The 25,928-nt window shown below is 41.7% G+C and carries 26 protein-coding genes and 1 pseudogene; 19 read left to right on the forward strand and 8 right to left on the reverse strand.

Annotated elements, in window-relative coordinates; translation table 11 throughout:
- Positions 1-8 precede the first annotated feature (8 nt).
- Positions 9-1,115: a GerAB/ArcD/ProY family transporter gene (locus tag M3226_RS14595; protein WP_251566452.1), complete on the forward strand. Its 1,107-nt coding sequence runs from the start codon at positions 9-11 to the stop codon at positions 1,113-1,115.
- 45 nt (positions 1,116-1,160) lie between these two features.
- On the opposite strand, the gene M3226_RS14600 is transcribed toward M3226_RS14595, so the two are convergent.
- The 4 genes from M3226_RS14600 to M3226_RS14615 form a co-directional block, all read right to left on the reverse strand.
- A complete protein-coding gene (locus M3226_RS14600; protein WP_251566453.1) occupies positions 1,161-2,819 on the reverse strand; it encodes a PAS domain-containing sensor histidine kinase in 1,659 nt (552 codons plus the stop codon).
- Positions 2,820-2,943: 124 nt separating this feature from the next.
- On the reverse strand, positions 2,944-3,201 hold the full coding sequence (locus tag M3226_RS14605) for a YpbS family protein (protein ID WP_251566454.1): 258 nt from the start codon (positions 3,199-3,201) through the stop codon (positions 2,944-2,946).
- A gap of 27 nt (positions 3,202-3,228) precedes the next feature.
- The gene (locus M3226_RS14610) at positions 3,229-3,732 is read right to left on the reverse strand and encodes a GNAT family N-acetyltransferase (RefSeq protein WP_251566455.1); all 504 of its coding nucleotides are present in this window, start codon (positions 3,730-3,732) and stop codon (positions 3,229-3,231) included.
- A 192-nt stretch (positions 3,733-3,924) separates the two neighbouring features.
- Complete coding sequence (locus M3226_RS14615) at positions 3,925-4,077, reverse strand: YpzG family protein (protein ID WP_098531610.1); 153 nt, start codon at positions 4,075-4,077, stop codon at positions 3,925-3,927.
- Positions 4,078-4,243: 166 nt separating this feature from the next.
- Between M3226_RS14615 and M3226_RS14620 the strand changes: the two genes are divergently transcribed.
- The 16 genes and pseudogenes from M3226_RS14620 (at position 4,244) to M3226_RS14695 (ending at position 21,358) form a co-directional block, all read left to right on the forward strand.
- Positions 4,244-5,011, forward strand: coding sequence for an SDR family oxidoreductase (locus tag M3226_RS14620; protein ID WP_251566456.1), 768 nt, complete (start codon positions 4,244-4,246; stop codon positions 5,009-5,011).
- Positions 5,012-5,325: 314 nt separating this feature from the next.
- Positions 5,326-6,504, forward strand: a complete 1,179-nt coding sequence (locus M3226_RS14625) for an acyl-CoA dehydrogenase family protein (protein ID WP_251566457.1) — start codon at positions 5,326-5,328, stop codon at positions 6,502-6,504.
- 235 nt (positions 6,505-6,739) lie between these two features.
- Positions 6,740-7,504: a beta-ketoacyl-ACP reductase gene (locus M3226_RS14630; RefSeq protein WP_251566458.1), complete on the forward strand. Its 765-nt coding sequence runs from the start codon at positions 6,740-6,742 to the stop codon at positions 7,502-7,504.
- A gap of 20 nt (positions 7,505-7,524) precedes the next feature.
- Positions 7,525-7,974, forward strand: coding sequence for a MaoC family dehydratase N-terminal domain-containing protein (locus tag M3226_RS14635; RefSeq protein ID WP_251566459.1), 450 nt, complete (start codon positions 7,525-7,527; stop codon positions 7,972-7,974).
- Positions 7,971-8,372, forward strand: coding sequence for a MaoC family dehydratase (locus M3226_RS14640; protein ID WP_251566460.1), 402 nt, complete (start codon positions 7,971-7,973; stop codon positions 8,370-8,372). Before M3226_RS14635 ends, M3226_RS14640 begins: the two co-directional genes overlap by 4 nt.
- A gap of 222 nt (positions 8,373-8,594) precedes the next feature.
- A complete protein-coding gene (locus tag M3226_RS14645; protein ID WP_251566461.1) occupies positions 8,595-9,800 on the forward strand; it encodes an acyl-CoA dehydrogenase family protein in 1,206 nt (401 codons plus the stop codon).
- A gap of 14 nt (positions 9,801-9,814) precedes the next feature.
- On the forward strand, positions 9,815-10,588 hold the full coding sequence (locus M3226_RS14650; protein ID WP_251566462.1) for an SDR family oxidoreductase: 774 nt from the start codon (positions 9,815-9,817) through the stop codon (positions 10,586-10,588).
- Between the two features lie 191 nt (positions 10,589-10,779).
- Positions 10,780-11,957 (forward strand): annotated as a pseudogene (locus M3226_RS14655) (thiolase family protein).
- A gap of 153 nt (positions 11,958-12,110) precedes the next feature.
- A complete protein-coding gene (locus M3226_RS14660; protein WP_251566463.1) occupies positions 12,111-13,778 on the forward strand; it encodes a long-chain fatty acid--CoA ligase in 1,668 nt (555 codons plus the stop codon).
- Positions 13,779-13,881: 103 nt separating this feature from the next.
- Complete coding sequence (locus M3226_RS14665; RefSeq protein WP_251566464.1) at positions 13,882-14,832, forward strand: MBL fold metallo-hydrolase; 951 nt, start codon at positions 13,882-13,884, stop codon at positions 14,830-14,832.
- Positions 14,833-14,857: 25 nt separating this feature from the next.
- Positions 14,858-16,375, forward strand: a complete 1,518-nt coding sequence (locus M3226_RS14670; RefSeq protein ID WP_251566465.1) for a long-chain-fatty-acid--CoA ligase — start codon at positions 14,858-14,860, stop codon at positions 16,373-16,375.
- Between the two features lie 23 nt (positions 16,376-16,398).
- Positions 16,399-17,292, forward strand: a complete 894-nt coding sequence (locus M3226_RS14675; RefSeq protein WP_251566466.1) for a R2-like ligand-binding oxidase — start codon at positions 16,399-16,401, stop codon at positions 17,290-17,292.
- 2 nt (positions 17,293-17,294) lie between these two features.
- On the forward strand, positions 17,295-17,438 hold the full coding sequence (locus M3226_RS14680; RefSeq protein WP_251566467.1) for a hypothetical protein: 144 nt from the start codon (positions 17,295-17,297) through the stop codon (positions 17,436-17,438).
- A 74-nt stretch (positions 17,439-17,512) separates the two neighbouring features.
- Positions 17,513-19,036: an aldehyde dehydrogenase family protein gene (locus tag M3226_RS14685; RefSeq protein ID WP_251566468.1), complete on the forward strand. Its 1,524-nt coding sequence runs from the start codon at positions 17,513-17,515 to the stop codon at positions 19,034-19,036.
- A 19-nt stretch (positions 19,037-19,055) separates the two neighbouring features.
- A complete protein-coding gene (locus M3226_RS14690; protein WP_251566469.1) occupies positions 19,056-20,264 on the forward strand; it encodes an iron-containing alcohol dehydrogenase in 1,209 nt (402 codons plus the stop codon).
- 158 nt (positions 20,265-20,422) lie between these two features.
- Entirely contained in the window at positions 20,423-21,358 is a 936-nt protein-coding gene (locus M3226_RS14695; protein WP_251566470.1) for a manganese-dependent inorganic pyrophosphatase, read from the forward strand.
- A 72-nt stretch (positions 21,359-21,430) separates the two neighbouring features.
- On the opposite strand, the gene M3226_RS14700 is transcribed toward M3226_RS14695, so the two are convergent.
- Together M3226_RS14700 and M3226_RS14705 are read right to left on the reverse strand one after the other, a co-directional pair.
- On the reverse strand, positions 21,431-22,186 hold the full coding sequence (locus M3226_RS14700; RefSeq protein WP_251566471.1) for a hypothetical protein: 756 nt from the start codon (positions 22,184-22,186) through the stop codon (positions 21,431-21,433).
- Positions 22,187-22,312: 126 nt separating this feature from the next.
- On the reverse strand, positions 22,313-23,134 hold the full coding sequence (locus M3226_RS14705; protein WP_251566472.1) for a Cof-type HAD-IIB family hydrolase: 822 nt from the start codon (positions 23,132-23,134) through the stop codon (positions 22,313-22,315).
- A 148-nt stretch (positions 23,135-23,282) separates the two neighbouring features.
- Between M3226_RS14705 and M3226_RS14710 the strand changes: the two genes are divergently transcribed.
- Together M3226_RS14710 and M3226_RS14715 are read left to right on the forward strand one after the other, a co-directional pair.
- Complete coding sequence (locus tag M3226_RS14710; protein WP_251566473.1) at positions 23,283-23,471, forward strand: hypothetical protein; 189 nt, start codon at positions 23,283-23,285, stop codon at positions 23,469-23,471.
- 11 nt (positions 23,472-23,482) lie between these two features.
- On the forward strand, positions 23,483-23,965 hold the full coding sequence (locus tag M3226_RS14715; protein ID WP_308211947.1) for a hypothetical protein: 483 nt from the start codon (positions 23,483-23,485) through the stop codon (positions 23,963-23,965).
- A 40-nt stretch (positions 23,966-24,005) separates the two neighbouring features.
- Here M3226_RS14715 and M3226_RS14720 read toward each other — a convergent pair whose 3' ends face one another.
- Complete coding sequence (locus M3226_RS14720; protein ID WP_251566622.1) at positions 24,006-24,944, reverse strand: amidohydrolase family protein; 939 nt, start codon at positions 24,942-24,944, stop codon at positions 24,006-24,008.
- 37 nt (positions 24,945-24,981) lie between these two features.
- A complete protein-coding gene (locus M3226_RS14725; protein WP_251566475.1) occupies positions 24,982-25,761 on the reverse strand; it encodes an IclR family transcriptional regulator in 780 nt (259 codons plus the stop codon).
- Positions 25,762-25,928: the final 167 nt, after the last annotated feature.

Raw genomic sequence — 25,928 nt, forward strand, 5'->3', positions numbered from 1 at the left:
AGGCGTGTATGGAAAACGCAAAAATTAAGGCCTACCAGCTATTTGTGCTGGTTGTTCTTTTTGAGATGGGGAGCGCGATCCTCGTTGGCCTGGGAGCGCAGGCCAAGCAGGATGCCTGGCTGTCTATTCTATTAGGACTAGGAGGCGGGTTAGCGGTCTTTCTCATTTACTATCAATTATATAAATATTATCAGGACATCCCGCTAACCAGTTACGTTCAAAAAATCACAGGTAAATGGATTGGCCGTATTATTGGGGTTTCGTATATTATTTATTTCCTCTATTGTGCTGCTAGGGTACTGCGTGACTTTGGTGAATTATTAACTTCTACCATCTATACGACAACCCCTTTAATTGTGATTAATTGCCTAATGATCTTCACGATTATGTATGGTATACATAAAGGTTTTGAAGTGATTGCACGGGTAGGCGAACTGTTTTTTATTGTGATTTATATGATGGCTTTCGTAGGCTTCGGATTAATTATGTTTTCAGGATTAATTCACCCGGAAAATCTTCGCCCTGTGCTAGAGAATGGCTTTATGCCTGTGCTGAAAACCTTTCTAACGGAAACCATTAACTTTCCATTTGGAGAGATGATTGTCTTTACAATGGTACTCCCTTATTTAAATGATGCCAAAAAGGCAAAATGGGTTTGCCTGGGTGGCATGGTCCTCAGCGGCATTAATATCACGATCACAGCTGTTATTAATGTAGCTGCATTGGGGCCTGATTTATTTACTAGGGCCAATTTTCCGTTATTATCAACAATCAGCAAAATTCAATTAGCCAATTTTATTGAACGGCTAGATGTTCTATTTATGCTCTATCTTGTCATTGGCGGTTTCTTTAAAATATCGATTTTTTTTTACGCGGCAGTTGTAGGAACCGCAGATATTTTTGGATTTAAAACTCATAGTAAACTGAGCTTTCCTATGGGGGCACTTGTATTATTTTCATCCATCACGATTGCATCCAATTATTCGGAGCATATAAAAGAGGGACTAGAAGTTGTCCCAGTCTATTTACACTGGCCATTTCAAATTTTGATCCCCTCATTTTTATTAATCATTGCTATTTTCAAAAACAAAGGAAAAAAAAAGGAACAAACATAAAAAAACTGCCATTCAAATGTACACTGAAATGGCAGTTTTTTTGATTTATTTATTTGTAATGGCCTTCTTCGTGATTTCCTGCTTAATCGGCAAGGAGATGTCAACAGAAGTTCCTTGATTCTTTTGACTGTTAAAATGAATCATACCATTGTGAGCTTGAACAATTTTAAAGCTGACAGTTAATCCGAGACCCGTTCCTTTTTCTTTAGAAGAGTAGAATGGTTCACCAAGCTTGTCTAAGCGTTCCTTCGAAATCCCACAGCCATGATCTTTTGCCGTAATGATCACGTGTTCACCTTGAGGGGGATGAATGACAATTTCAACTGTTCCGCCTTTAATAGAAGCTTCAATCGCATTTTTAATAATATTAATAAATACTTGCTTCAATTGATTAGGTTCGCATTCAATGTAAACTTCCTCTTCTGGAAAAGTAGAGACAATTTGAACATTATAGTAAATGGCTTCAGAACTTAATAGCGAAATAACATCACTTAAAAGCTTTTGTATATCTGATCTGGAAAATTTAAGATGCTGCGGTTTGGCTAAAAGCAGCAGTTCCCCCACAATGTGATTAATCCGGTCTAATTCATCCATCATAATCCGATAGTAAAATTGATGTTTTTCATCTTCCATTTGTAAAAGCTGAACAAACCCTTTTAAAGAGGTCAGCGGATTACGAATCTCGTGTGCCACACTTGCGGAAAGTTCCCCAACAACAGACAGCTTTTCGGTTCTCCTTAGCCGTTCCTCGGCTTTTCTTAGGGCTGTTACATCTCGTCCGTAGCCAATAATTCCGGAGATAATCCCATTAACAATAATAGGCACAGAGGTACATTGAAGGGTAATGTCATTTCCATTCCGGTGAGGAATCTTAATTTCATACATAACCGGCTTCACTTCATCTGCCACTGATTGGATAAAATTTGGCAGAAATTTTTTATACTTTTTTGGTAATAACTGACTAACGTTGTGTCCAATCATATCCCCTCGTTTAAATCCAGTAATCACGTCAAACTGGGGATTTAAATTGGTTATGGTTCCTTCTAAATTAAGCATATAGACAATATCTGGACTATACTCAAATAGAGATTTGTATTGCTGCTGACTTTCTGCGAGCTGTTTTGCCATTTCCCTTCTTTCAGTAACATCACGTCCAATCACAACGAGCCCTTGACGGCTTTGGTCGGGGTTAAAGAGGGGAACTTTAATTGTATCAAATATCCTGAATGTCTTATCAGGCATCTCGAGTACCTCTTCCATTCGAGTTATGAGTCGATTTCTCCAAGTTTCTTCATCAGATATTTCACAATACCGAAGGGCATCCCCATGAAATTCCGAATACTCGGCTAACTCGGAATCCGTTTTCCCGCGATAATCCACATCCTCAAGCCCGAACAATTTCAATCCAAACTCATTGGCCTCAATCCATCGGCCATCTCCATCCTTAAAGTTGACAAAATCAACCATGGCATTAATTAGGGTGGACAGCCGATTTTGATCTTCAAGGGAATCTGTTAATTCCTGTTGTTTACTGTAGGAAAAATAAATAAATAAACCTGTAACCATAATATAAAGAATTTCCTTTGTTCTCTCTACAGCCCAGATAAAGGGTGAAGGAACAAATTCTTCAACGAGATAATTTGTTCCATAAATCCAAATAATACTACTAATTATATATAGGATAACTAGCTTTTTTTTATCCATACATTTCTCCATATTCTTTCTAGGAAGATAATTTCCTAGCATAATAGAAAACATTTCTACTATATAGTACTAGAAAATGTTCTTTTTTGGAATAATAAAAAGCTATGTACTATAAAATGGAAGATTATTCGTTTTTCAGCGCATATTCTCTGACCATGTCTACTGAGACTAATTTCCGAGTAGGAATGATTCCTTGTTTTGCAAGCTCATTAATCTGATTTGTAACCATATTTATTTTTTCGGTTGTAAATGGTTTTCCTTCTCTGCATAATGTCACTGCTTCTTCTATATACATTTCTCTTAATTGGTCAAGCGAAAGGAAATCGTTAATTTTCTTATTTTGTTTGTTAACGTGTTCTGTAATTGCCTTATGTACACTCATTTTTTCTGCCCCTTTGTTGTCATTAATTTAGTAGACTCTTTTTCCAAGGATGAGTAGATCCCTTTCTACTCCATCTAACTCTGCTACATTTGGCAGATGAGCCCATTTTTCAAACCCAAAGCTAGTAAACAGTTTGATACTTGGTTCATTATGGCCAAAAATAAACCCAAGTAATGTTTTGATCCCGAGTTCAGGGCAGGTATCGATTGCCTTTTGGATCAAGAACTTGCCTAGTTTTTTACCGCGAAAATGGTGATGAATATAAATACTTACCTCTGCGGTCGCGTTATAGGCAGGTCTGCCATAAAACGATTGAAAGCTGACCCAGGCGCAGATTTCCCCGTTTGTTTCTACAACCCATAAGGGACGAAACACAGGTGAGTGATCATAGAACCACTGCAGTCTGCTTTCAACTGAAACAGGTTCTAAATCAGCTGTAACCATCCGGCCAGGAATAGTGGAGTTGTAAATGTCAATAATGATTGGCATATCCTCTTTTTTTGCATCTCTTATTGTGAAATCTTCATACATGGGTATTGTCACTCCGTTGGTTAAGATGTAATTAGATTTTATGATATCGTTGAAACACTATCTTTTCAAGCCATTTAGAATAATAATTCCTACAAAAAGAAAGACCCTTATTCAAAAGTGAAAAGGGCCTTTCTCCATTTGGCTGCACGATTCATTGTACAGACCAAATTCGTTTCGATGCCAAGCACTTTATTACCAGCGGTGGGCCTTAGCATTGCTCCTTAAGATGATTTGGTTTTGCGACACTCTTGTCTGACCATTCACCTGTGCTTTCGTGTGCTTTGGTCTCGTAAAAGTGTAGTGAAAAAGCTCCGACTGTGAATCTAACTGGTCTCTGTAGCTCATCAACAATCACCTCATCATAGGATTTGAAACGGATATTCAGAAGAATATCATCCTTATCATTTGTAAAAAAGGGAGGAAATAGTCAATAATCTTAAATGAATCAAAAAAGTGCTGATCGTTTAACCTAAATAAAGCAGTTGATGACGATTAAAAAGGGGATTTTAAAATGAAGATGACAGGAAATACCATTTTAATTACGGGTGGGGCATCAGGCATTGGGTTTGCGTTTGCTGAGCGATTTTTAGAGAGCGGCAATGAGGTGATCATTGTCGGCCGCCGTGAAGATAAATTGCGTGAAGTAAAGGAAAGATTTCCGGCCATACATACAAAGGTTTGTGATGTTTCCAAACAGGACGAGAGAATCAGTTTATTTGAATGGACAACGAAAGAATTTCCTCAATTAAATGTACTTGTTAATAATGCCGGTATCCAACAGCGAGTTAATCTCTTAAATGCAAAAGAAGATTGGGATTACTACCGCAATGAAATTTCGATTAATGTAGACGGTCCAATTCATTTGACCATGCTTTTTACACCTCATCTTGAAAAACAAGCGAAGGCGGCGATACTAAATGTCACGTCCGGATTAGCGGTGATGACCGGTGTGTGGGTCCCTGTTTATAGTGCAACAAAAGCAGCGCTTCATTCTTTTACCACATCACTACGTCATCAGCTGGAAGAGACAAACATTGAGGTCATCGAAATCCTTCCTCCTGCAGTCAATACGGATTTAGGTGGAGCTGGTTTACATACCTTTGGTGCTCCGTTAACCGATTTTGCCGACACGATTTTTGCCGAGCTTGAAAAAGGAGAGGTTGAAATCGGCTATGGCGGCACAAAGGAACGGCTTCAAGCGACAAGAGAAGAAATTATGCACGGCATTAAAGGGGCATGGAAGAACTTTTTAAAAAATAACCCCAGCTTTCGCAGTTAAAAAATTGGAATACGTGAATTTGAGGGTGAAGAACGAGTGTGAAACCACTTCGAAAACAGTAATTAAGTGTTCACAAGATTATTCTTTGGAATGTTTTCAGGCGTTATGTTGAGTTCATCAAGCTTAATAAATCCTCGGTTGTATTGGAGCTGAGGATTTTTTACGAAAAAAGGAAGTAAATGCTTGTATTATCTGAAATTTCCGAATAAAATTAAAGTGCACATACTAACCGGTAGGTATGTGTTGGATGATTCATGCATACTCTTTTATGGAGGAAAAAACTAGATTTCAAGATTAAGAATGGAGTGAAAAACATGCATTTACGCCTAACCGATGAACAAAAAATGGTGCAAAAAACAATTAGAAGATTTGTAGAAAAAGAACTCATTCCACTTGAAAACGAAGTATTAAGAAACGAGCGTGAAGGAAGGCAAAGTCTCCCTCCAGGCAAATTAAAAGAGCTGCAATTAAAAGCAAAGGAAGCAGGATTTTGGGGAATCAATACACCGGAAGAATATGGCGGTGCCGATCTTGGGCAGATGATGATGGCCATTGTCCTGATGGAAGTGTCTAAGACCTTTGTGCCATTTTCATTTGGAGGTTCAGCAGATAATATTCTCTATTATGGCAATGAAGAACAAAAACAAAAGTATTTAATTCCAACAATAAATGGCGAAAAGAAATCCTGCTTTGCGATGACAGAGCCAGGGGCTGGCTCTGATACGAGAAATATCAAAATGACGGCGGTAAAAGACGGAAATGACTGGGTGCTAAATGGAGAGAAAACCTTTATAACCGGTGGAAACGAAGCCGATTTTGTGATGGTGATCGCGATTACCGATAAGGAGAGGCATCAAGCCACACAAGGCCGTGAAGGTGTGACTTGTTTCATTGCTGACCGAGATATGGGCTGGAAATCCGAGTATATACATACGATGGGTGAATGGGGACCAGCCGGCTTAGTATTCGATAATGTTCGTGTCCCTGAGGAAAATATTTTAGGTGAATTACACAAAGGATATAATCTTGGGTTGGAATGGATTGGCTTTGCCAGATGGATCGTCGGGGCCAGAGCAGTTGGGTCTGCCGAACGCTTATTACAAATGGCGATTGATTATTCCAAGGAACGAATTACCTTTGGTAAACCGATTGCCGAACGGCAAGCCATTCAATGGCAAATTGCCGATTCTGCGGTTGAAATTGAGGCTGCCAGATGGCTTGTCTTGAATGCTGCGTTTACTCTCGATGAAGGCGAAGATAACCGGCATCTTGCATCCATGGCTAAATTATATGGTTCTAATATGGGCAATCGAGTGGTCGACCGTGTTTTGCAAATTCATGGCGGGATGGGGTATACAAAGGAATTGCCAATTGAACGCTGGTACCGTGAAGCAAGATTATGGAGAATTTACGACGGAACCGATGAAATACAGCGCATGATCATTGCCCGAAATTTAATCAAAGGTCATGTCAAAGTGGGTCAATACGTATAGAAAAAATGTAAGCGTTATCTAAAAATCTGCTGTGTAAAAGGTTCTTGTGATTTTTAGCAAGTGTTGATTGGAGCGTAAGACGCGTAGACTCCTGCGGGAGTACGGGGCTGGGGAGACCCTACAGGCGCATAGCGCCGAGGAGGCTCCCCGGACCGCCCCCGAACCGCTCGCGCCTAGAGCGGAAATCAACACTCTAGTTAACACAGCCAACTTTATAAAAATAGGAGGAAGAGGGATGGCAGGAAGATTTTCAGGACGAGTCGCATTTGTAACAGGTGGAAGCAGGGGGATTGGCAAAGGAATTGTCGAACTTTTTGCTGAAGAGGGAGCAAAAGTTGCATTAATTGATTTAAATGAAGAAGCATTAAATGAAACAACCAGTGAATTAAGAGAAAAAGGGTATGAAGTGTATTCAAAAGTTGCCAATGTGGTGGATGCTGAACAAGTAGAGAATGCTTTTAAAGAGGTTTATGAAACGTTTGGATCGGTGGATATTTTAGTTAATAATGCCGGGGTTATCCGAGATAATTTGTTATTTAAAATGACAGATTCCGATTGGCAAACTGTCATGGATGTCCATTTAAAAGGGTCGTTTAATGCCGCACGTGCCGCGCAAAAATACATGGTTGAGCAAAAATATGGGCGGATTATCAATATTTCGTCGACTTCAGCCCTCGGCAATCGCGGCCAGGCCAATTATGCTGCTGCCAAGGCCGGATTGCAAGGGTTTACCAAAACACTGGCCATTGAGTTAGGAAGATACGGCATCACCGCTAATTCCGTAGCACCAGGCTTTATTGAGACAGAAATGACGAAAGAAACAGCCGCAAGAATTGGGATTACATTTGATCAATTAATTCAAGCGAGTGTCGCCCAGATTCCGGTGGGGAGAAGTGGAAAACCTGCCGATATTGCCAATGCTGTGGCCTTCTTTGCAGATGAGAAATCTTCGTTTGTCAATGGCCAGGTAATCTATGTTGCCGGCGGACCGAAATGCTAAAAAAGGTGAGGTGAAGACAATTGTTTAACGATCAAATCGGGAAACAATCAAACAAAGTAAAAAATCCCGTGGAAAGAGGCGCTGTAAAGAAATTTGCCGAAGCGATTGGAGATCTTCATCCGATTTATTTTGATGAGGATACAGGCCGGCTTTCTCGATACAAAAACAATATTGCACCGCCAACTTTCCCACGGGTATTTGATTATGGCACGATTGAAGGATTGAACCTGCCAAACAAAGGTTTAATTCACGGGGAACAGACCTTTCATTATAATCGTCCATTAGTAGTGGGCGAAGAAGTGTATTGCTATTCAAAAGTAAAAAATTATTTTGAGAAAAAAGGGAACTTTGGGCAAATGGGATTCTTGGTGTTGGAAGGCTTTGGGGAAGATGAAGCAGGGAATGTCATTTTCAGTTCTACCACAACTATAGTGATTACCGAAGCAGTTAGGAAGGTGTTGGTAAAATGAGTGCGCTGACACAATTACAAGTGGGTGAGTCGCTTCCTGAGGTACAGCTGGAACCAGTCTCACGGATGGACCTAATTAAATATTCGGGAGCATCTGGTGATTTTAACCCGATTCATACCATTGATGATGAGGCGAAAAAAGCAGGACTGCCAGGGATTATTGCCCACGGCATGTGGACAATGGGCAACTTGGCAAAGCTGTTTACTGCTTACTATGAAGAAGGATTTGTCCAAGATTACTCAATTCGGTTTAAAGGGATGGTATTTTTAAACGATGTGGTGACATTAAGGGCGACTCTGAAAGAGAAGCAGGACCAAAATCTCCGTTTTGACGTTCAAGCGGTGAACCAGCAGGGGAATGAAGTTTTAAAAGGTGAAGTAGTCTATCACCACTATTAATAGCCTCAGGTGAAATAAAACCCGGCATGCAGAATCTCCTTTTTTCATGCTGGGTTTGTTTCTATCACTTAAAGGATGAGTACATATCCTTCCAATCATCATGGTGATAAGCCAGATAAAGGAGAAAATTTTCGGAAGGTTGGCTGTTGAGTATTCGAAAAACTTCCATTATGATGTGAGTAACTACATACTGACTAGTAGGTATGTTGAGGAGGGAAAACCATGAACTTTAGTTATTCTGATAAGGTCCAAGAGCTTCAGGAAAAGCTTGCAGGCTTTATGGATGCATATATTTATCCCAATGAAGAGCTCTATAATGAACAAATTGATAAAAGTGACCCTTTTTCCAAAATACCTCCGATTATGGCGGAGCTTAAAGAAAAGGCGAAACAGAATGGATTATGGAATTTATTTTTACCAGAAAGTGAATATGGGGCAGGTTTGACAAACTTGGAATACGCGCCGCTCTGTGAAATTATGGGACGTTCCGCGATTGCTCCGGAAGTCTTCAATTGTGCAGCCCCTGACACGGGAAATATGGAGGTTCTTGTCCGATATGGGACTCAAACCCATAAAGAACAATGGCTTAAGCCGCTTCTAGACGGAGAAATCCGTTCCTGTTTTTCGATGACAGAACCAGACGTCGCATCATCAGATGCAACCAACATTCAAGCAAGTATTGTTCGCGATGGAGATGAATACGTCATTAACGGAACGAAATGGTGGTCATCCGGTGCCGGGGATCCCCGCTGTAAGATTGCAATTGTTATGGGGAAAAATGATCCATCTGCCCAGACCCATGAACAGCAATCTATGATTCTAGTACCTTTAGATACGCCAGGAGTAACAATAAAAAGAATTTTACCAGTGTTTGGCTATGATCACGCCCCACACGGTCATGCAGAAATTGAATATAAAAATGTTCGTGTTCCAGCTTCTAATATGCTTTGGGGAGAAGGCAAGGGCTTTGCGATCGCACAGGGAAGGTTAGGACCGGGAAGGATCCATCACTGTATGAGAACGATTGGTGCAGCGGAGCGTGCTCTTGAAGAATTGTGTAAGCGTATTCAAAGTCGAGTGGCTTTTGGAAAAAGACTTTCCGATCAAGGGGTGATCCAAGAATGGATTGCTGAGGCCAGGATTGATATTGAACAGGCCCGCTTGCTCACGCTGAAAGCAGCCTACATGATGGATACAGTTGGAAATAAGAAAGCAAAAGCAGAGATTGCCATGATAAAAGTGGTAGCTCCAAATATGGCATTGAAAATAATTGACCGTGCGATTCAAGCCTTTGGAGCAGCCGGAGTAAGTGAGGATACACCGCTTGCCGCCAGCTGGGCGAATATTCGTACACTAAGACTAGCGGATGGTCCCGATGAGGTTCACAAGCGGGCAATTGCCAGATACGAGCTGAAAAAATATCGATAAAGGTGGAATAGCTAGTGCATGTAAAACAACTTTTCGATTTAAGTGGTAAGGTGGCGATTGTAACAGGCGGCGGCAGGGGGCTTGGCCAGCAAATTGCCGAGGGGTTTGCAGAGGCAGGGGCCAATGTCGTGGTCTGTTCGCGTAAGGTGGAAGCTTGTGAGGAAGTTAGTAAAGAGCTAAAAAAGCTTGGTGTTGAAAGTCTCGCGTTAAAATGTGACGTTTCTAATCCAGAAGATGTTAGAAATGTGGTGGACAGGACCGTTGAAAAATTTGGCAGGATCGATATTCTTGTCAACAACAGCGGAGCATCCTGGGGGGCACCAGTTGAGGAGATGCCGCTCGAGGCCTGGCAAAAGGTGATAAATGTGAATGTGACAGGCACGTTCTTGATGTCACAGGCGGCAGGGAAAGTGATGCTAAAGCAGCAGTCTGGAAAAATTATTAATATTGCCTCAGTGGCCGGTTTAAAGGGAAGCAACCCTAAAGTGATGAATGCGATTGGCTATAATTCTAGTAAAGGGGCCGTTATTACTTTTACGAAGGATTTGGCGGTAAAGTGGGGACCAAAAGGAATTTACGTAAATGCTATTGCGCCCGGATTTTTCCCGACAAAGATGTCGAAGGGGCTCCTGGATATTGGCGGGGAAGCGATTCTTGAAGGGACGCCGCTGCGAAAGTTTGGCTCGGATACAGATATAAAGGGGGTAGCATTATTTTTAGCATCGCCAGCATCCGATTTTGTGACCGGTGATGTTCTTGTAGTGGATGGCGGAGCGCATGCGATGTAATTTACGGATAGGTAGAGGAAATTTGCGTACGGCTTAACTCAACTTGTATGAGATGATTCAATAAAAAAAAGAGAGACAAAATTGAGCGGAATATAGAGAAAAACGGTATTAGGAGGTCGCTTAGATACAGGTTTACTAAAACTTCTGGGCGGAGTTCAAAAACAACGTATTTAGAGGGGGAGATCAACTAAATGAAAAGAGACGCAGTCATCGTTTCGGCTGTCCGGACCGCAATTGGCAGACAGGGAGGCGCCTTAGCTGGTGTGCCTGCCCATGTGTTAGGAGCGGGAGCAATCAAGGAAGCCGTTAAAAGAGCAAATATAAACCCAGAAATTGTTGATGATGTCATTTTGGGCAACGTCCTCTCCGGAGGAGGAAATATTGCTAGATTAACAGCTTTACAAACAGGACTATCAATCGATTTACCGGGGTTTACGGTTGATAGGCAGTGTGGTTCTGGAATCAATGCCATCAATCTTGCTGTCCAAGCAATTCGTGCCGGGGACGGGGATGTATACATTGCTGGTGGAACTGAGAGCATGAGCAGGGCGCCGTATTTAATGGACCGCCCGGAAAAACCATATAGTCCGCTGCCGCCAAGCTTTCGTAAATCGCAGCTGTCACCAAAAGAAATAGGCGACCCGCCAATGGGAATCACTGCCGAAAACCTCGTCCAAAAATATGGAATTACCAGAAAAGAACAAGATGACTTCGCCTGCCAAAGCCAACAACGGATGGCGCGGGCCATGGCCGAGGGGCGCTTCGATGAACAGATTGTTCCGATCACCATTCCTGTCAAAAAGGGTGAGCAGATTGTTTTTAAAACAGATGAACACCCTAGACCGCACACAACCATAGATGCCTTAGCGAAATTGCGCCCGCATTTATAAAAGATGGAACCGTGACAGCGGGCAATAGCTCAGGCTTAAACGATGCAGCCTCTGCGCTTGTAATCATGTCTAGGGAAAAAGCGGAAAAATTAAAGCTTACACCACTGGCCCTGGTCCGTGACTACGCAGTAGCAGGTGTAAACCCAAACATTATGGGGATTGGTCCGGTACCTGCCGTGAAAAAAGTCATGAAAAAATCCGGTCTCACTTTAGCTGAGATGGATCTAATCGAAATCAATGAAGCCTTCGCCGCTCAGGTCTTGGCCTGCAACCGAGAACTAGAAATGGATCTAGAAAAGGTCAATGTGAACGGTGGTGCTATTGCCCACGGACACCCTCTCGGGGCTACAGGTGCCATCCTTGTTACAAAAGCGGTCTACGAGTTGCAGCGAACCGGAGGACGATTTGCTTTAATTACCGCTTGTATCGGCGGAGGGCAGGGTATCGCTACCATAATTGAACGAGAAAAGACAGTCTAATCATTTAGAAATAATCATCATAAGCACTCCGCAGCAGGACATGTGGGTTTTCCTAGGTGTCCGAAGATAAATTTTTCGATTACCGTCAATAAGATTCTTATTGGCATTTCTAATAATGACAGCATTTACAGCTAATAACAAGGAGCGGTGTTCATGGTAACTCTTCATTATCCATTTTGGCCGAAAATCAGTAAATCCTTAAATGTACCCTCTACTTCACTATACGATAACCTCAAAGTTAGTGCCAATCGTTATCCGGGTCAGGATGCGTGTTTTTACTATGGCAATAAAATCACCTATGAGCAGTTGGATAAAGAGGTCAATGCCCTCGCAGGATACCTAGAATATAAGCTAGGCGTCCAGGCAGGGGATAAAGTATTGCTTTTTATGCAAAACTCACCGCAATTTGTGATTGGTTTTTACGCTATCCTTAGAGCCAACGCTGTCGTGGTTCCGATTAATCCAATGCTGGTAACAGATGAGCTCGAATTTTATGTGCGAGATTGCGAAATTAAGACTGCGCTCACAGGCCAGGAATTATATGACCGGATCGCCCCACTTCTAGGTAAAACCTCTTTAAAAAATTTAGTCATCGCCGCCTATTCTGACTATACCGGTACAGGGTTTGAAGGATTACTGCCAAAGGAAGTGGAAGCGCCAAGGGTTAATTTCACTCAGACCGGACACTGTTTATGGAATCAGGCTATTGCTGCAGATTTAACCCCTTCAGAACATACAGCCAAAGGGGACGATCTTGCTTGTCTCCCGTATACATCCGGAACAACCGGTCTGCCAAAGGGATGCATGCATACGAACCGGACGGTCAATGCCAACACAGTTGGGGCCTACCACTGGTCTTCCTCTACATCAAATGCGGTTCATCTCATGACACTGCCGCTTTTCCATGTAACGGGCATGGTTCATAGTATGCACATGCCAATTTTCAGCGGAAGTACAATGGTCATTTTGACGAGATGGAACCGTGATGCTGCAATAGAGTTGATTAAAAATCTAGGCTGTACCCACTGGGTTACGATTGCGACCATGATTGTTGATTTCCTCGCGAATCCAAATTTGAAGAAGGAAGACATTGCTACTTTAACCTCAATTTCAGGAGGGGGAGCGGCTTTACCGGAGGCAGTTGGCGATAGATTATTTAAACTGTCAGGATTACGTTTTGTAGAAGGATATGGACTTTCCGAAACAATCGCTCAAACCCATTTCAACCCGCCAGATCGTCCAAAAATGCAATGCCTTGGCATCCCATCCTTTGACGTGGATGCTAGAGTGATTGAACCAGTTACAGGAAAAGAACTGAGTGTTGGCGAAATCGGTGAAATTATTGTCAACGGCCCTCAAGTAATGGTCGGCTATTATAATCGGGAAGATGAAAATAAAAATTCATTTATTGAGATCGATGGAAAAACGTTTTTTAGAACAGGTGATATTGGCCGATATGACGAAGAAGGATATTTCTTCATTATCGACCGGGTCAAACGAATGATTAATGCTTCCGGCTTTAAAGTTTGGCCAACCGAAGTAGAATCTTACCTTTATAAACATCCGGCCGTACAGCAGGCCTGTGTAGTTGGTGTCCCTGATCCAAGAAGGGGTGAAACCGTCAAAGCCTTTGTCATTTTAAATGAAGGCTTCGAAGGGAAAATCAGTGAGGATGAAATTATGGAATGGGCCAAACAGCATATGGCCGCTTATAAATACCCAAGGCAAATTGAATTCAGAAAGCAATTCCCGATGACCTCAAGCGGAAAAATCCTCTGGCGCACCCTTCAAGAAGAGGAGAAAGTGAATGCGCAGAACTAAGATGATACATGAGGAGCAGCCTCCTTTTGATATGCTCCTCATAATTAGGCTCTTTTCGACATAGAATTAGCTGCACATGTTTGAAGAAGGGAGGGTCTGTTTTTTGTTAAAAATTATACCCCTTGTATTGAAAACCGATTTCGCCGAAGGAACGGTTAATACTTTTTTAGCTATTGGCGATACCATCACCTTAATCGATGCAGGGAATCCAGGCAAAGAGTCCTTTCAACAACTAAAGACAAAACTACATAAACATGGCGTAACCTTTCGTGACTTAGACAAAATCGTGCTGACCCACATCCATATCGATCATGCGGGAGGTATTCCGTATATTCAAGTTGAAACAGATCTTCAACTTCCTATCTTAGTTCACGAACAAGCGAAGGGATGGGTCAATTCAGATATCGATAAGTTTGAAAAAGACCAGCAGTTTTTTCAGGATTTTCTCCAGTCATGTGGGGCAGATCCATCTAAACATATTGTTCAGCGACAATTTAAAGAAGAAAAATGGAGAAATGTTAGATATGTAAAGGAAGGTGATACAGTTTTAATTGGGGGCAAACGGTTTGAAGTGATTCATGTTCCGGGGCACAGCCAATCTGACATATTAATGTGGAACCATGAAACGGGTGATTCGTTTGCAGGTGATCATTTAATAAAGGCATTTTCTGTTAATGCCTTTATTGAACCACCGCTTATAGAAGGAGAGGGTCGGCCTAAGCCCTTATTACAATATCGCAACTCTTTAGAAAAAGTTAGCCGTCTTCCGCTCAACACCATATATCCTGGTCATGGAGATCACTTTACGAACCATAAAGAGTTAATTCAGACAAGATTGCAAGAGCAAGAAAAACGCTGTGAGCAGATATTAGCCATCCTTGCTAATGATCGAAAAAGTATTTTTGAGATTTGCCAGGCAATGTATCCTCGTTTAAAGGGAAAAACCGTCTTTTTAGGGTTATCGCAGATCCAAGGTCATTTAGACTTACTGGAAACAAGACAAAAAGTCAGCTTTAACCGTAATGGTTCGCTGGTAGAGTATTTTTCTTTATAAATTCTTCTATAAGGGAGCGGATTTCGTGAAGCTAAGAGATCTACTGGAAAGAAATATCACGCATTTTGGTGAATATCCATTTCTATATTTTAAGGAAAAAACCTACACAAACGTGGAAACAAAGCGATATGCAGACCAATTGGCAGCAGGATTGCGAAGAATCGGGATAGAAAAGGGTGACCGGGTCATCGTTTGTATGCCAAACTGCCCGGAAGTCCTCTTTGCTTATCAAGGGATAACGAGAGCAGGGGCCATCATCGTGCCAGTCATGTTCACACTCCATCCAAAAGAACTTCATTATATTGCCCGAAACTCTGGTGCTAAAGCAGTCATAACCTCATCGTATGTCCTTCAAAATGTCGAAAAATCAATGGAAGCTCTGCCGGAACGACCGGCCGTCATTTTATCCGATCTCCCATCAAATGAGCATTTAACCAACTTTTACGATTTGTTAGTCCCTGTTGAAAAAGAATTTTTAGACGACGGAAAAGCCGAAGATACAGCGGTTATCTTGTACACTTCAGGGACAACCGGAAATCCAAAAGGAGTGCTGTTAACCCATAAAAACCTATTTTCCAATGCGCAAAATTCAGCAAAGCACAATGACACAGAGCGGGGCACCACATTGGGGGTCCTGCCGCTTGCCCATGTCTATGGCTTAACAGTTTCCAATGTATGCTACCTCACAGGCAGTACAATTGTTGTTTTTTCAAGTTTTGATATCCAAGAGGTTTTTAAAGCGATAGACACCTATCAGGTAAGGACATTTTCTGCGGTACCAGCGATGATTCATGCTATGGTTTCCTATCCCAATACCGATACCTATGATACTTCGAGTCTGGAATCAGTAGGATCGGGTTCTGCACCGCTTCCAGTTGCCCTGTTAAATGCCTTTGAGCAAAAGTTTGGGGCGAAGGTGCTTGAGGGCTACGGATTATCGGAAGCCGCCCCGGTTGTGACGGCACATAGCAAACGAATCGAAATGAAACCGGGATCTGTCGGTGTACCCATCCCAGGGGTCGAAATCAAAATTGTGGATGGAAACGGCTTAGAAGTTCCAGCCGGTGAAGTAGGTGAACTAGTCGTCCGCGGTGATAATGTTACGCCTGGATACTATCAAAATCAGCAAGAAACAAACCGTGTGTTAAAAGATTCTTGGTTATATACCGGAGACATGGCGCGGGTGGATGACGAAGGCTACGTGTATATTGTCGACCGTAAAAAGGATTTAATTATTCGCGGCGGTTTTAATGTTTACCCGCGCGATGTGGAAGAAATCTTAAATGGTCATGAAGAAGTGTTTGAAGCCGCTGTGGTCGGTATCCCGGATGAACGAATGGGGGAAGAATTGGTCGCCTGTGTTGTGAAGAAACCAGGTTCTCATGTGACAGAGAAGGAGTTAATCCAATTTTGTCAGGATCATTTGGCGAAAAATAAAACACCGAGAAAAGTCATTTTTCTTGAGGCATTGCCGCGAAACGGGGTCGGTAAGATTTTAAAAACCCATTTGCGTCAAACAGCTTCTGATATAGTAATCAGTTAAACATTTGAGGGGGAGATTTTAGGATGGAAAAAAGGACGATTTTAACAACAAGCACTAGGGGATTGCTCGAGGATTCTTTTCCATATCGGCTTTATCAAAAAGCAAAACGGGTAGGAAATTGGAATCCGGCTGATATCGATTTTACCCAGGACCAAAAGGATTGGAAGGCGATGACGGCTGAGCAGCAGGAGGATATTCTCCGCTTAATTTCGCAATTCCAAGCTGGTGAGGAGGCGGTAACCTTAGATTTGCTTCCGCTTATCATGGCGATTGCCAAAGAAGGCCGGTTAGAAGAGGAGATGTTTTTAACGACCTTTTTGTATGAGGAAGCGAAACACACGGAGTTCTTCCAATTGGTATTGAATACGATCGGCGAGAAAGGAGATTTGTCTCATTTTCATACGGAAACCTATCAAAAGATTTTTTATGAAATCCTGCCAACGACGATGGGCCGGCTTGTAACCGACCAATCTCCTGAGGCGATTGCTGAAGCATCGGTGGTATATAACATGTTTGTTGAAGGGGTGTTAGCCGAGACTGGATATTTTTCCTTCTATAACACTCTTGAAACAGCAGGAATCATGCCTGGTTTGTTGGAGGGAATAGGTAATTTAAAAAGAGATGAGTCGCGCCATATTGGTTACGGGACATTTCTTTTGCAGCGGTTAATTTGTGAACATCCGCATCTGTTTGATTTTGTAGCCGTTAAAATGGGGGAGCTGACCCCATTAGCCATTAGACTCAATCAAGAAGGCATCGCAGGAAGGGAGGTAAGTGCATTCGGAGGAAATCCAGATGACATTATGAATTTTACGCTCAAACAATTATCTGTCCGAATGGAAATTTTAGCGAGAGCGAAGGGCAAAAAAATCGAAGAGATTTATAGATATACAGATAGTGAGTTAGGTGTGTTGTAAAAGTGAGGGTAATTCTGACCGTTTTAGTGATGAAAGTTCATTACCGGTTAGAAAAAAATTTTATTGTGCCCATGGCTGCCTGGTATAGAGGTGCTTGGGTCACAAAAAAGAGTAATGATGCCCTTACAGGTCTAGTTGGCAGGTAAAATGGTCCAAATAAAACTCCCAATATGCTCGAAGAAACTTATAAAAATACCATTTAGCAGAGGAGGAAGAAATCATGACAGTAAATGTAGACGCACAAACATTTCCACACTTTATCAATGGAAAGTGGGAGCAAGCAGGCAGCGGGAATACTTTTGACGTGTTCAATCCTGCAACCGGAGAGCTTGTTGCAAAAGTAGCAAAAGGAACCCAGGAGGATGTCGATCGTGCCGTCAAAGCAGCACGTGACGCCTTTGACAAGAGCGACTGGAAAAACATGAAGCCGAAGGACCGGGCAAAGGTACTATTTGCGATTTCTTATAAAATTGCCGAGCACGCCCAAGAACTAGCCTATTTAGAAGCGATTAGTTCGGGCGGAACCGTCCGGCGCATTGGCAATAGTGATATTTTACAAATGGTCGACTTATTCCAGACACTAGCGAACTTTACTTTAGAGTACCCATTCTCAGAAACGCTCCCAGTCCCGCCATTCCCGGGGCCTGCTCACAACTTCATTTGGCGTGAACCTATTGGCGTTTGTGCGGCGATTACCCCTTGGAACTTGCCAATGGTGATTGCGACTTGGAAAATTGCGCCAGCGCTCGCAATGGGGAACACGATTGTGATTAAACCGGCCAGCTACACCCCGCTATCGACACTGAAATTAGCAGAAATTATTTCAGAGGTGGTCCCGCCTGGTGTCATTAATGTGGTAACCGGAGCAGGTGCAGAAGTAGGGGAAGCATTAGTGAATCATCCACAGGTTGATAAGGTTGCCTTTACCGGTTCAACAGAGGTTGGCCGAAGAATTATGGGTCTTGCCGCCGGCACGATTAAAAATACAACCTTAGAACTTGGCGGAAAGTCACCAAATATCCTGCTAGAAGATGCAGACTTAAATATTGCTTTACCGGGAAGCCTTTTCGGCGTATTCCTTCATTCCGGCCAGCTGTGCGAATCAGGAACAAGGCTGTTTGTACCAGATAAACTTTATGATCAAGTGGTTACTGGTCTCGTTGCGCTTGCCAGTAAACTAAAACTAGGCAATCCGCTTGACCCAACAACAGATGTCGGACCAGTAATATCGAAAAAACAAAAGGAAACGATCCTTTCTTATATTGAGTCCGGTAAGCAAGAAGGGGCAACACTTGTCTGCGGTGGGAAAGCAGTCACCGTCCCAGGATGTGAGCAAGGTCATTTTATCGAGCCAACGATTTTTACAAATGTGACCAACGATATGAAAATTGCCCAAGAGGAAATCTTTGGACCTGTCTTATGTGTGATTCGTTATTCGGACCTAGATGAAGCCATTCAAATGGCCAATGATACGATTTATGGATTAGCAGCAGGTGTCTGGACTCAGGATGTGAATAAAGCCTATGAGGTTGCTAGGAAACTTCAAGCGGGTGTGGTCTGGATTAACGACTGGCATATGCTCCGCAGTGATGCACCGTTTGGCGGATACAAGCAAAGCGGAATCGGCCGGGAGATGGGCAAGCATTCACTTGATGCCTATACACAAGTAAAGCATGTTCATACCTCCATGTCCCCTGAATTGGAAAGACGCAGCTGGTACGGAATTCTGTTTGGTCAAAACTAAAGAAGAGGTGAAGAAGATTATGAAAACAACTCTATCACAGTTTATGTTACGTACTGGTATTTACAGCGGATCAAATTCTCGGGCAATGGTGCCAAGTTTATTTGCCGGCCTTGGCGCAAAACGGGTCCTGCTCTTAAGTGACCGCGGTTTAGAAAAAGCGGGGATTGTTGAAAAAGTAGCGTCGATTTTTGAATTGACTGGTCACGGGTCTGGACCGCAGCTTGTCGGAACCTATTTGGACATTGCTCAGGATGCGGAAAGCCGCTGCATTAATGATGCGGTCCGTTATGCGAAGGAAGTGGGAGCTGATAGTTTATTAGCTGTAGGCGGCGGTAGTGTATTAGATACTGTAAAAGGGGTTAAGTATGCTCTTTATAAAGGCTTATCGGATATAAAAGATGCTATCCCTGGCGGCTTATTATATGAGCAATTTCCAAAAGCAAACTATATCCCCATCCCGCATATTGCCATCCCGACAACTGCGGGAACTGGATCCGAAGTTTCGCCGATTGCCGTTATTTTTAATGAAGACATTCAAATGAAGACGAACATCATTAATCCATTTATCAATGCCGATATGGCGATATTGGATCCTGATTTAACCGTTGGCCTGCCACCTGTGATTACCGCCTTTACAGGTTTTGATGCTTTAACACATGCGATTGAAGCACTAGCATCACCAACAGCGACTGGTCTAACGGATGCTTATGCTCTACATGCGATCAGATTGATTGAAAAAAATCTTCCGGTGGCTGTAGATGATGGCGGCAATTTAGATGCCCGAATGGATTTATTGCAGGCAAGTCTAATGGGAATTACCGCGTTTAGCTTTGCTCTAAATGCGATTCCGGTTCATAATATGGCCCATGCCTACGGTGCCTTGTTCCGAATCCCACATGGATTAGCGAATGCCGTTTTTTTACCGGTGGTGATGGAGCTTGTTCCTCAATTGTATTTGCCAAAGGCTGCTGAACTGGCTCAGGCATTGGCTGTCGATGTGAAGGATGATACACCTGAAAATGCACTTGCTAAAGTAATTGAAAAAATCAGATTGTTACAGCAAAGAGTCGGCCTACCTGCCGACTTCAAGCAATTTAATATAAGTGAAGAGGCATTAGCGGCAACGATTCCGGCGGTTATGAAGGACCCTGCAGCGCTCAGTTTCCCAATGCCTCAAGAATTAATTGCGGCGATCGGACAGAGGGTTGTTCCTGTCACTGTAAAGTAAGTAATAATTAGAAACAAAGGTACTCAGAGAGAATGCCTTTGTTTCTTTTTGTATTTTTTGCTTTGTATCCATAAACATCTTGATATATAATTTCAAATAGGGTCATTTTAGTTTTGGATTGATCTACATAAAATTTTTGATGAGTAGGAGTAGTAAAAATGGAAAAAGTACTTATTTTCGGTCATAAAAATCCAGACACCGATACAATCTGTTCTGCGATCGCTTATGCAGATTTGAAAAAACAATTAGGCTATGATGTTGAACCAGTTCGTCTTGGTCAAATCAATGGCGAAACACAATTTGCTCTTACAACTTTCAATGCTGAAGTTCCACGTTTAGTGGAAGCAGTTGCGTCTGAAGTAAATTCTGTTATCTTAGTTGACCACAACGAGCGCCAGCAAAGTGCAAATGATATTGCAGATGTTCGTGTATTAGAGGTTATCGACCACCACCGTATCGCAAACTTTGAAACAAGCGATCCTTTATACTACCGTTGCGAGCCTGTTGGCTGTACAGCAACGATTTTAAACAAGATGTACAAAGAAAACGGCAAAGAAATTAAGAAAGAAATCGCTGGTCTTATGTTATCTGCGATCATTTCCGATTCTTTATTGTTTAAATCCCCAACCTGCACACCTGAAGATGTTGCAGCTGCTAAAGAATTAGCAGCCATTGCTGGTGTAGATGCTGAAACTTATGGTTTGGAAATGTTAAAAGCAGGTGCGGACGTTCGTGATAAATCGATTGCCGACCTTTTAAGCTTAGATGCGAAAGAATTCGAAATGGGTTCAAGCAAAGTTGAAATTGCGCAAGTGAACGTAGTGGACACAGCTGATGTTCTAGAACGTCAAACTGAATTAGAAGCGGCAATTGCCAACATCGTGGCAGAAAAGAACTTAGATTTATTCTTGTTTGTTGTTACAGATATCTTAACAAATGATTCTGTTGGTTTAGCAATCGGAAGCAAAACGGCTGCAGTTGAAAAAGCCTACAATGTTTCACTAGAAAATAATACAGCGACTTTAAAAGGTGTTGTATCACGTAAAAAACAAATCGTACCTGTATTAACTGATATCTTTAATCAAGGTATCTAATAGAGTGCAACACTAAAACCGTTCATGCTTTGCATGGACGGTTTTAAGGTTGTGAACCAAAGGTTACATAACTTATTCAACTTCCTGATTTTCTTCTTTCTTTTGATTCATTAAGAAAAATGTAAGCGGCTGTTCGGAGCCGGTCATTAATTTGTACACATAGGAAGACGTGAGCTTATAGCCGTCATCTATTTTTCCTGCCAGGTAATTGGTCCGTTCAAATAGGATGGAACGGATATGGTTTAGCTGTCTGGCAAATTTATCTAATAATGCCTCTTGATTATCGAGCCGTTTTAACATCCCGCCGTGGATTTCTTCTTGTTTAGTTAATTTTTCAGCTGCCTGTTTTTGCATTTCAAGTTGTTCTTTCATTTGCATGGCAAGTTGTTGTTGTGTTTCTTCATTCTTATCTAAACGATCCGCAATACTGTCACAGGTCTTACTAATTTGATTGATTTGTGCAGTTAGGGTTTCCTTTGCCTGTGTTTCTTTTTCAACCATAGCCTCTAATTGGACATTCTTTTCATGGAGGGAATGTAAATTGGTGACCATTTCATTTTCAAATTTCTGCTGTCTAAACGTACTATTCTTTAAGTCACTCAACTGATAATCTACCTGTTTCCAGTGGGTGTTCTGGGCATCTGTTTGCTGCTGATAACGCGTTTGCAGTTCTGCTAATGCCTGGTTCAGAGCCATATTTGCTTTTTGCTGCTCCTTCATTAGTTCAGTGAGGAAATCCTGCCTGGATTCCACTTGATTCGGTGCAGCCAATTGGCTGTTATTTTTATATAAATTCGGATGCGCCAGCTTATTGATAAATAGTCCCATACCTCTCTCCGCCTTTTATTTGTTTGATTTGGGATAGTTTATGCAAAGAAATTGGAACCGGGGACATGATTGGGCTAGGGAACATGATAAAACAAAAAAACGCTTGGAATATCCAAGCGTTTGAACTTAAACTAAAACTGTCGTATTTAAAACGAATTTTTCGACTACCTTTGCTACGCCATCATTCATGTTTGTGTCTGTTACATAATTCGCTTTTTCCTTAATATCTTGCGGCGCATTACCCATGGCAACACCGAGTCCAGCGAACTCGATCATCGCTAAATCGTTGTAGCTATCACCGATAGCGATCACTTCTTCGCGTGTAATACCAAGTTGTCCAATTAGTTGATTTAGGCTGGTTCCTTTTGTTACCCCTTTTTCAGTAAACTCTAAAAAGAATGGTTTAGAACGCATGACGCTTAGTTCTTCAGCTAGTTCTTGCTGCAGTTTACGCTCTACTTCGACAAGTTTTTCCGGAGAGTCGACCATTAATACTTTAACAACCGGTTCATTGACTGACTCAACAAAACTATCAACCTCAAATACATCTAAACCTGTAATTTCTGCTTCAATAGTGGTATATTGATTTCCTGCCTCGGTAACAATCAACTCACCTACATAGGTGTGAATAAACACATCTTCGCGACGGCTTAAATGATATAGGCGGTGCGCGGTTTCGGGTGATAACGTGCTGCTAAAAAGTTCTTCACCTGTTTGGCAGTTCGTAATTTTTGCCCCATTAAAAGAAAGAATAAAGCTTCCATATTTCTTTAATTCTAGCTCATCGGCAATTTCATACATCGCTGACGTTGGTCGCCCAGATGCTAGTACAACCTTTACACCTGTCTTTTGAGCATCCATTAATGACTGTTTCGTACGAGGGGAAATTGTGTGGTCGTCTTGGAGCAAGGTATCATCTAAATCTAGTACAATCATTTTATATGACATTTTTCTGTTCCTTTCTCTAGTTAGCTTCTTATCCCATCTTACTATAAGTCTAGGAAGAAATACTATTACAAATCAATCCAATTAAGCATATTTATTGTTTTAAGAATCAACGGTCTTCTGTTTAACATGAAAATTAGGGGGCGAGGAAATGAAAAAAGCAGCAGTTTCCTTTAGTGGGAAGGATTCAACCTTAGCTTTACATGATCTATTAAACTCAAATGAATATGAGGTCAAAATATTATTTTCAACCGTTACTGATGGATTTAATCGGACTAGTATTCTCGGTGTGAGAGAGGAATTGCTAGAGGCTCAAGCTAAGTCAATTGGTCTTCCATAAAAAAAATTAGAATTCCCGAACAGTGCTCTAATGAAAAATATGGTGAAATTATGATAAAAGAAATCAATGCTATGAAGGAGTTAGGCGTTGACCATATCGCATTTGGAGACTTATTTCTTGAGGATGTGCGAAGATATAGGGAAGAAATGTTAAAGCCTGTAGGAATCACACCGATTTTTCCTTTATGGGGTATAAACACATCAGAACTGATTTACCGCTTTCTTTCTCTTGGATATCGAACGATTACGACCTGTGTAGATATGACTCAATTGCCCGAGGGTTTTTCAGGCAGGGAAATCACTCAACAATTTTTGGAGGACCTGCCTGTTGAGGTAGACCCTTGTGGGGAAAACGGGAATATCATTCCTTTGTTTTTGATGGCCCTATATTTAGAGGCTATACAGTTTAAAACAGGCGAGAAAAAGTTGACAAACGACATCTATACTGGGCAAATGAGGTTCTGTTATACCGATTTAATTCCCAGTAAGGAATGAAGCAGGGAGTTCCCTGCATCCATTTTTATCTAAATAACTTTTAATCGAATAATAATGACCGAACGGCCATTTCTTGCTTTCCTGTGGGCGGCCAAACAGATAGGTCAAATGGATAATCAGAACCCGGGACAACTCGATCCTCACCAACCGTTTTGATTAGGAAATCCAGGCTATCTTGGTTCCATAACACCGTATCATACCAAAAGCGTTTCAAGTACTCCGATGGTTTGGCCTTTAATTTTGAAGAAACTAGTGGCCAGTGGTCAAAACCCTTGTCCAGCCTGCCAATCTGATAGGGTAGGAAACCGCCGCCATGTGCAAATAATATTTTTACATTAGGAAACTGATCAATCAAACCACTTAACAAGAGGTCCGTAGCACAAACTGTAGTTTCCCAAGGAACACCAATTAAATTAGGCATCATTCTTCTCTTTAAGCGTGGGTCTTCACATAATAAAGGATGAATAAACACGATAGCTTTTAGACGATTAGCTTCTTCAAAAAATGGCGTGAAAAATTCGTCTGATAACATTTGATTTTCAAGGCCAGGTCCGATAATGACCCCTTTAAGTCCCATTTTCATAGCATCTTGTAAAACCTGGGCTGCTTGAATAGGATTGGTAAGTGGAACTGTTCCTAACGCTGAGAGTCTATTTGGGGACGTGTGGGTCCACTCTGCTAATGAACGGTTGTAAACAGTGGAGATATTTACTGTAATTTCTTCGGGAAAATCATACATAAAAAGCTGGGGAATCGGTGATACAACTGAATGAGTAACACCTGCTTTTGCCTGCTCGTCTAGGTATAATCCGCCATCTGTAAACGACTTCTTCAATTCGAAGCCCCAGCTTTCGTTAACCACTAAAAATTCATCTTTATCTTCATCTTTTTTTATCCATTTAGCATTTACTGTTTTTTGGTGATCCTTCAACCATGTTAAAACGTCCGATGGGATAAAATGAGTGTGAAAATCATACAAGCGAAACAGCCCCTTTTTACTATTTTGAAATACTAGTTTAGTAACCTCGATAACCCATTCTGGATGAGACCTCTTTTGCTGCACTCATTACCTTTTTTGCTAGCCCCTGAATTTTATGCTGCTGTATTCTTTGGTTTGGCCCCACGACAGAAAGCGCTGCAGTAACCTTTCCTCTGTAATCAAAAATAGGGGCAGCGATGGAGGTTACCCCTTCTAAGATTTCTTCTGTACTACTTGCGTAACCGTTTTTTTTCACTTGATTTAAATGAATCCGAAGTTTTTGCGGATTTGTGATAGTGTTTTGGGCTAATTTTTCCAGCCCCTTTTCAATTACCTGATTAACGACATCTTCTGCTGCATGAGCAAGCAGGACCTTGCCGGAACTCGTGCAGTATGGAGGATTTCTCTTACCTATATGGGTTAGGAAACGAACCGGATGGTTACATTCGACCTTTTGAAGATAGATTACGTCTAAATGATCCAAAACGGAAATATGTGCTGTTTCCCCAATATTTTCTACTAACCGATTTAAGACAGGCTGTGATTCTCGGTAGATATCCATCTGACTGCTGACAATTCCGCTTAAAGAAAGAATGGATAGGCCTAACCGATATTTTTTTGTTTCCGGATCCTTATAGACAAACCCTTCGCTTGCAAGCGTTGTCATTGTTCGGCTGACCGTACTCTTGTTAAGTCCGAGCGCAGCGGATAGTTCACTAATCTTTTTTTCCGGTTCATCCATCGTAAAACATTGTAAAATCCGAAGTGCATTTTTTACCGAAGAAAGATGACTATCATTCTCGACATTTACGCTCAATTGAAATCCCTCCTTTTGAAGTGTTTCATTATGTAAAACAAAGTTGCTCTATAGTCGGCAATATACCAGAAAAAACTAAAAATGAAAACAGTATTTTTAAATATTATGAATTATTTAAAAAAGTCGCCTTTTGTTGCATATAGAGCAACGATGGCGTTGTATGTGAA

The sequence above is a fragment of the Neobacillus cucumis genome (genome assembly GCF_023715505.1).

Bases quoted from the DNA above. Each gene is read 5' to 3' on its own strand.
- M3226_RS14710 (WP_251566473.1), top strand. From the start codon at position 23,283: ATGAAAAAAGCAGCAGTTTCCTTTAGTGGGAAGGATTCAACCTTAGCT.
- M3226_RS14620 (WP_251566456.1), top strand. From the start codon at position 4,244: ATGAAGATGACAGGAAATACCATTTTAATTACGGGTGGGGCATCAGGC.
- M3226_RS14640 (WP_251566460.1), top strand. From the start codon at position 7,971: ATGAGTGCGCTGACACAATTACAAGTGGGTGAGTCGCTTCCTGAGGTA.
- M3226_RS14660 (WP_251566463.1), top strand. From the start codon at position 12,111: ATGGTAACTCTTCATTATCCATTTTGGCCGAAAATCAGTAAATCCTTA.
- M3226_RS14595 (WP_251566452.1), top strand. From the start codon at position 9: ATGGAAAACGCAAAAATTAAGGCCTACCAGCTATTTGTGCTGGTTGTT.
- M3226_RS14645 (WP_251566461.1), top strand. From the start codon at position 8,595: ATGAACTTTAGTTATTCTGATAAGGTCCAAGAGCTTCAGGAAAAGCTT.
- M3226_RS14695 (WP_251566470.1), top strand. From the start codon at position 20,423: ATGGAAAAAGTACTTATTTTCGGTCATAAAAATCCAGACACCGATACA.
- M3226_RS14685 (WP_251566468.1), top strand. From the start codon at position 17,513: ATGACAGTAAATGTAGACGCACAAACATTTCCACACTTTATCAATGGA.
- M3226_RS14630 (WP_251566458.1), top strand. From the start codon at position 6,740: ATGGCAGGAAGATTTTCAGGACGAGTCGCATTTGTAACAGGTGGAAGC.
- M3226_RS14705 (WP_251566472.1), bottom strand. From the start codon at position 23,134: ATGTCATATAAAATGATTGTACTAGATTTAGATGATACCTTGCTCCAA.
- M3226_RS14690 (WP_251566469.1), top strand. From the start codon at position 19,056: ATGAAAACAACTCTATCACAGTTTATGTTACGTACTGGTATTTACAGC.
- M3226_RS14605 (WP_251566454.1), bottom strand. From the start codon at position 3,201: ATGAGTGTACATAAGGCAATTACAGAACACGTTAACAAACAAAATAAG.
- M3226_RS14600 (WP_251566453.1), bottom strand. From the start codon at position 2,819: ATGGATAAAAAAAAGCTAGTTATCCTATATATAATTAGTAGTATTATT.
- M3226_RS14615 (WP_098531610.1), bottom strand. From the start codon at position 4,077: ATGAGCTACAGAGACCAGTTAGATTCACAGTCGGAGCTTTTTCACTAC.
- M3226_RS14675 (WP_251566466.1), top strand. From the start codon at position 16,399: ATGGAAAAAAGGACGATTTTAACAACAAGCACTAGGGGATTGCTCGAG.
- M3226_RS14625 (WP_251566457.1), top strand. From the start codon at position 5,326: ATGCATTTACGCCTAACCGATGAACAAAAAATGGTGCAAAAAACAATT.
- M3226_RS14700 (WP_251566471.1), bottom strand. From the start codon at position 22,186: ATGGGACTATTTATCAATAAGCTGGCGCATCCGAATTTATATAAAAAT.
- M3226_RS14610 (WP_251566455.1), bottom strand. From the start codon at position 3,732: ATGTATGAAGATTTCACAATAAGAGATGCAAAAAAAGAGGATATGCCA.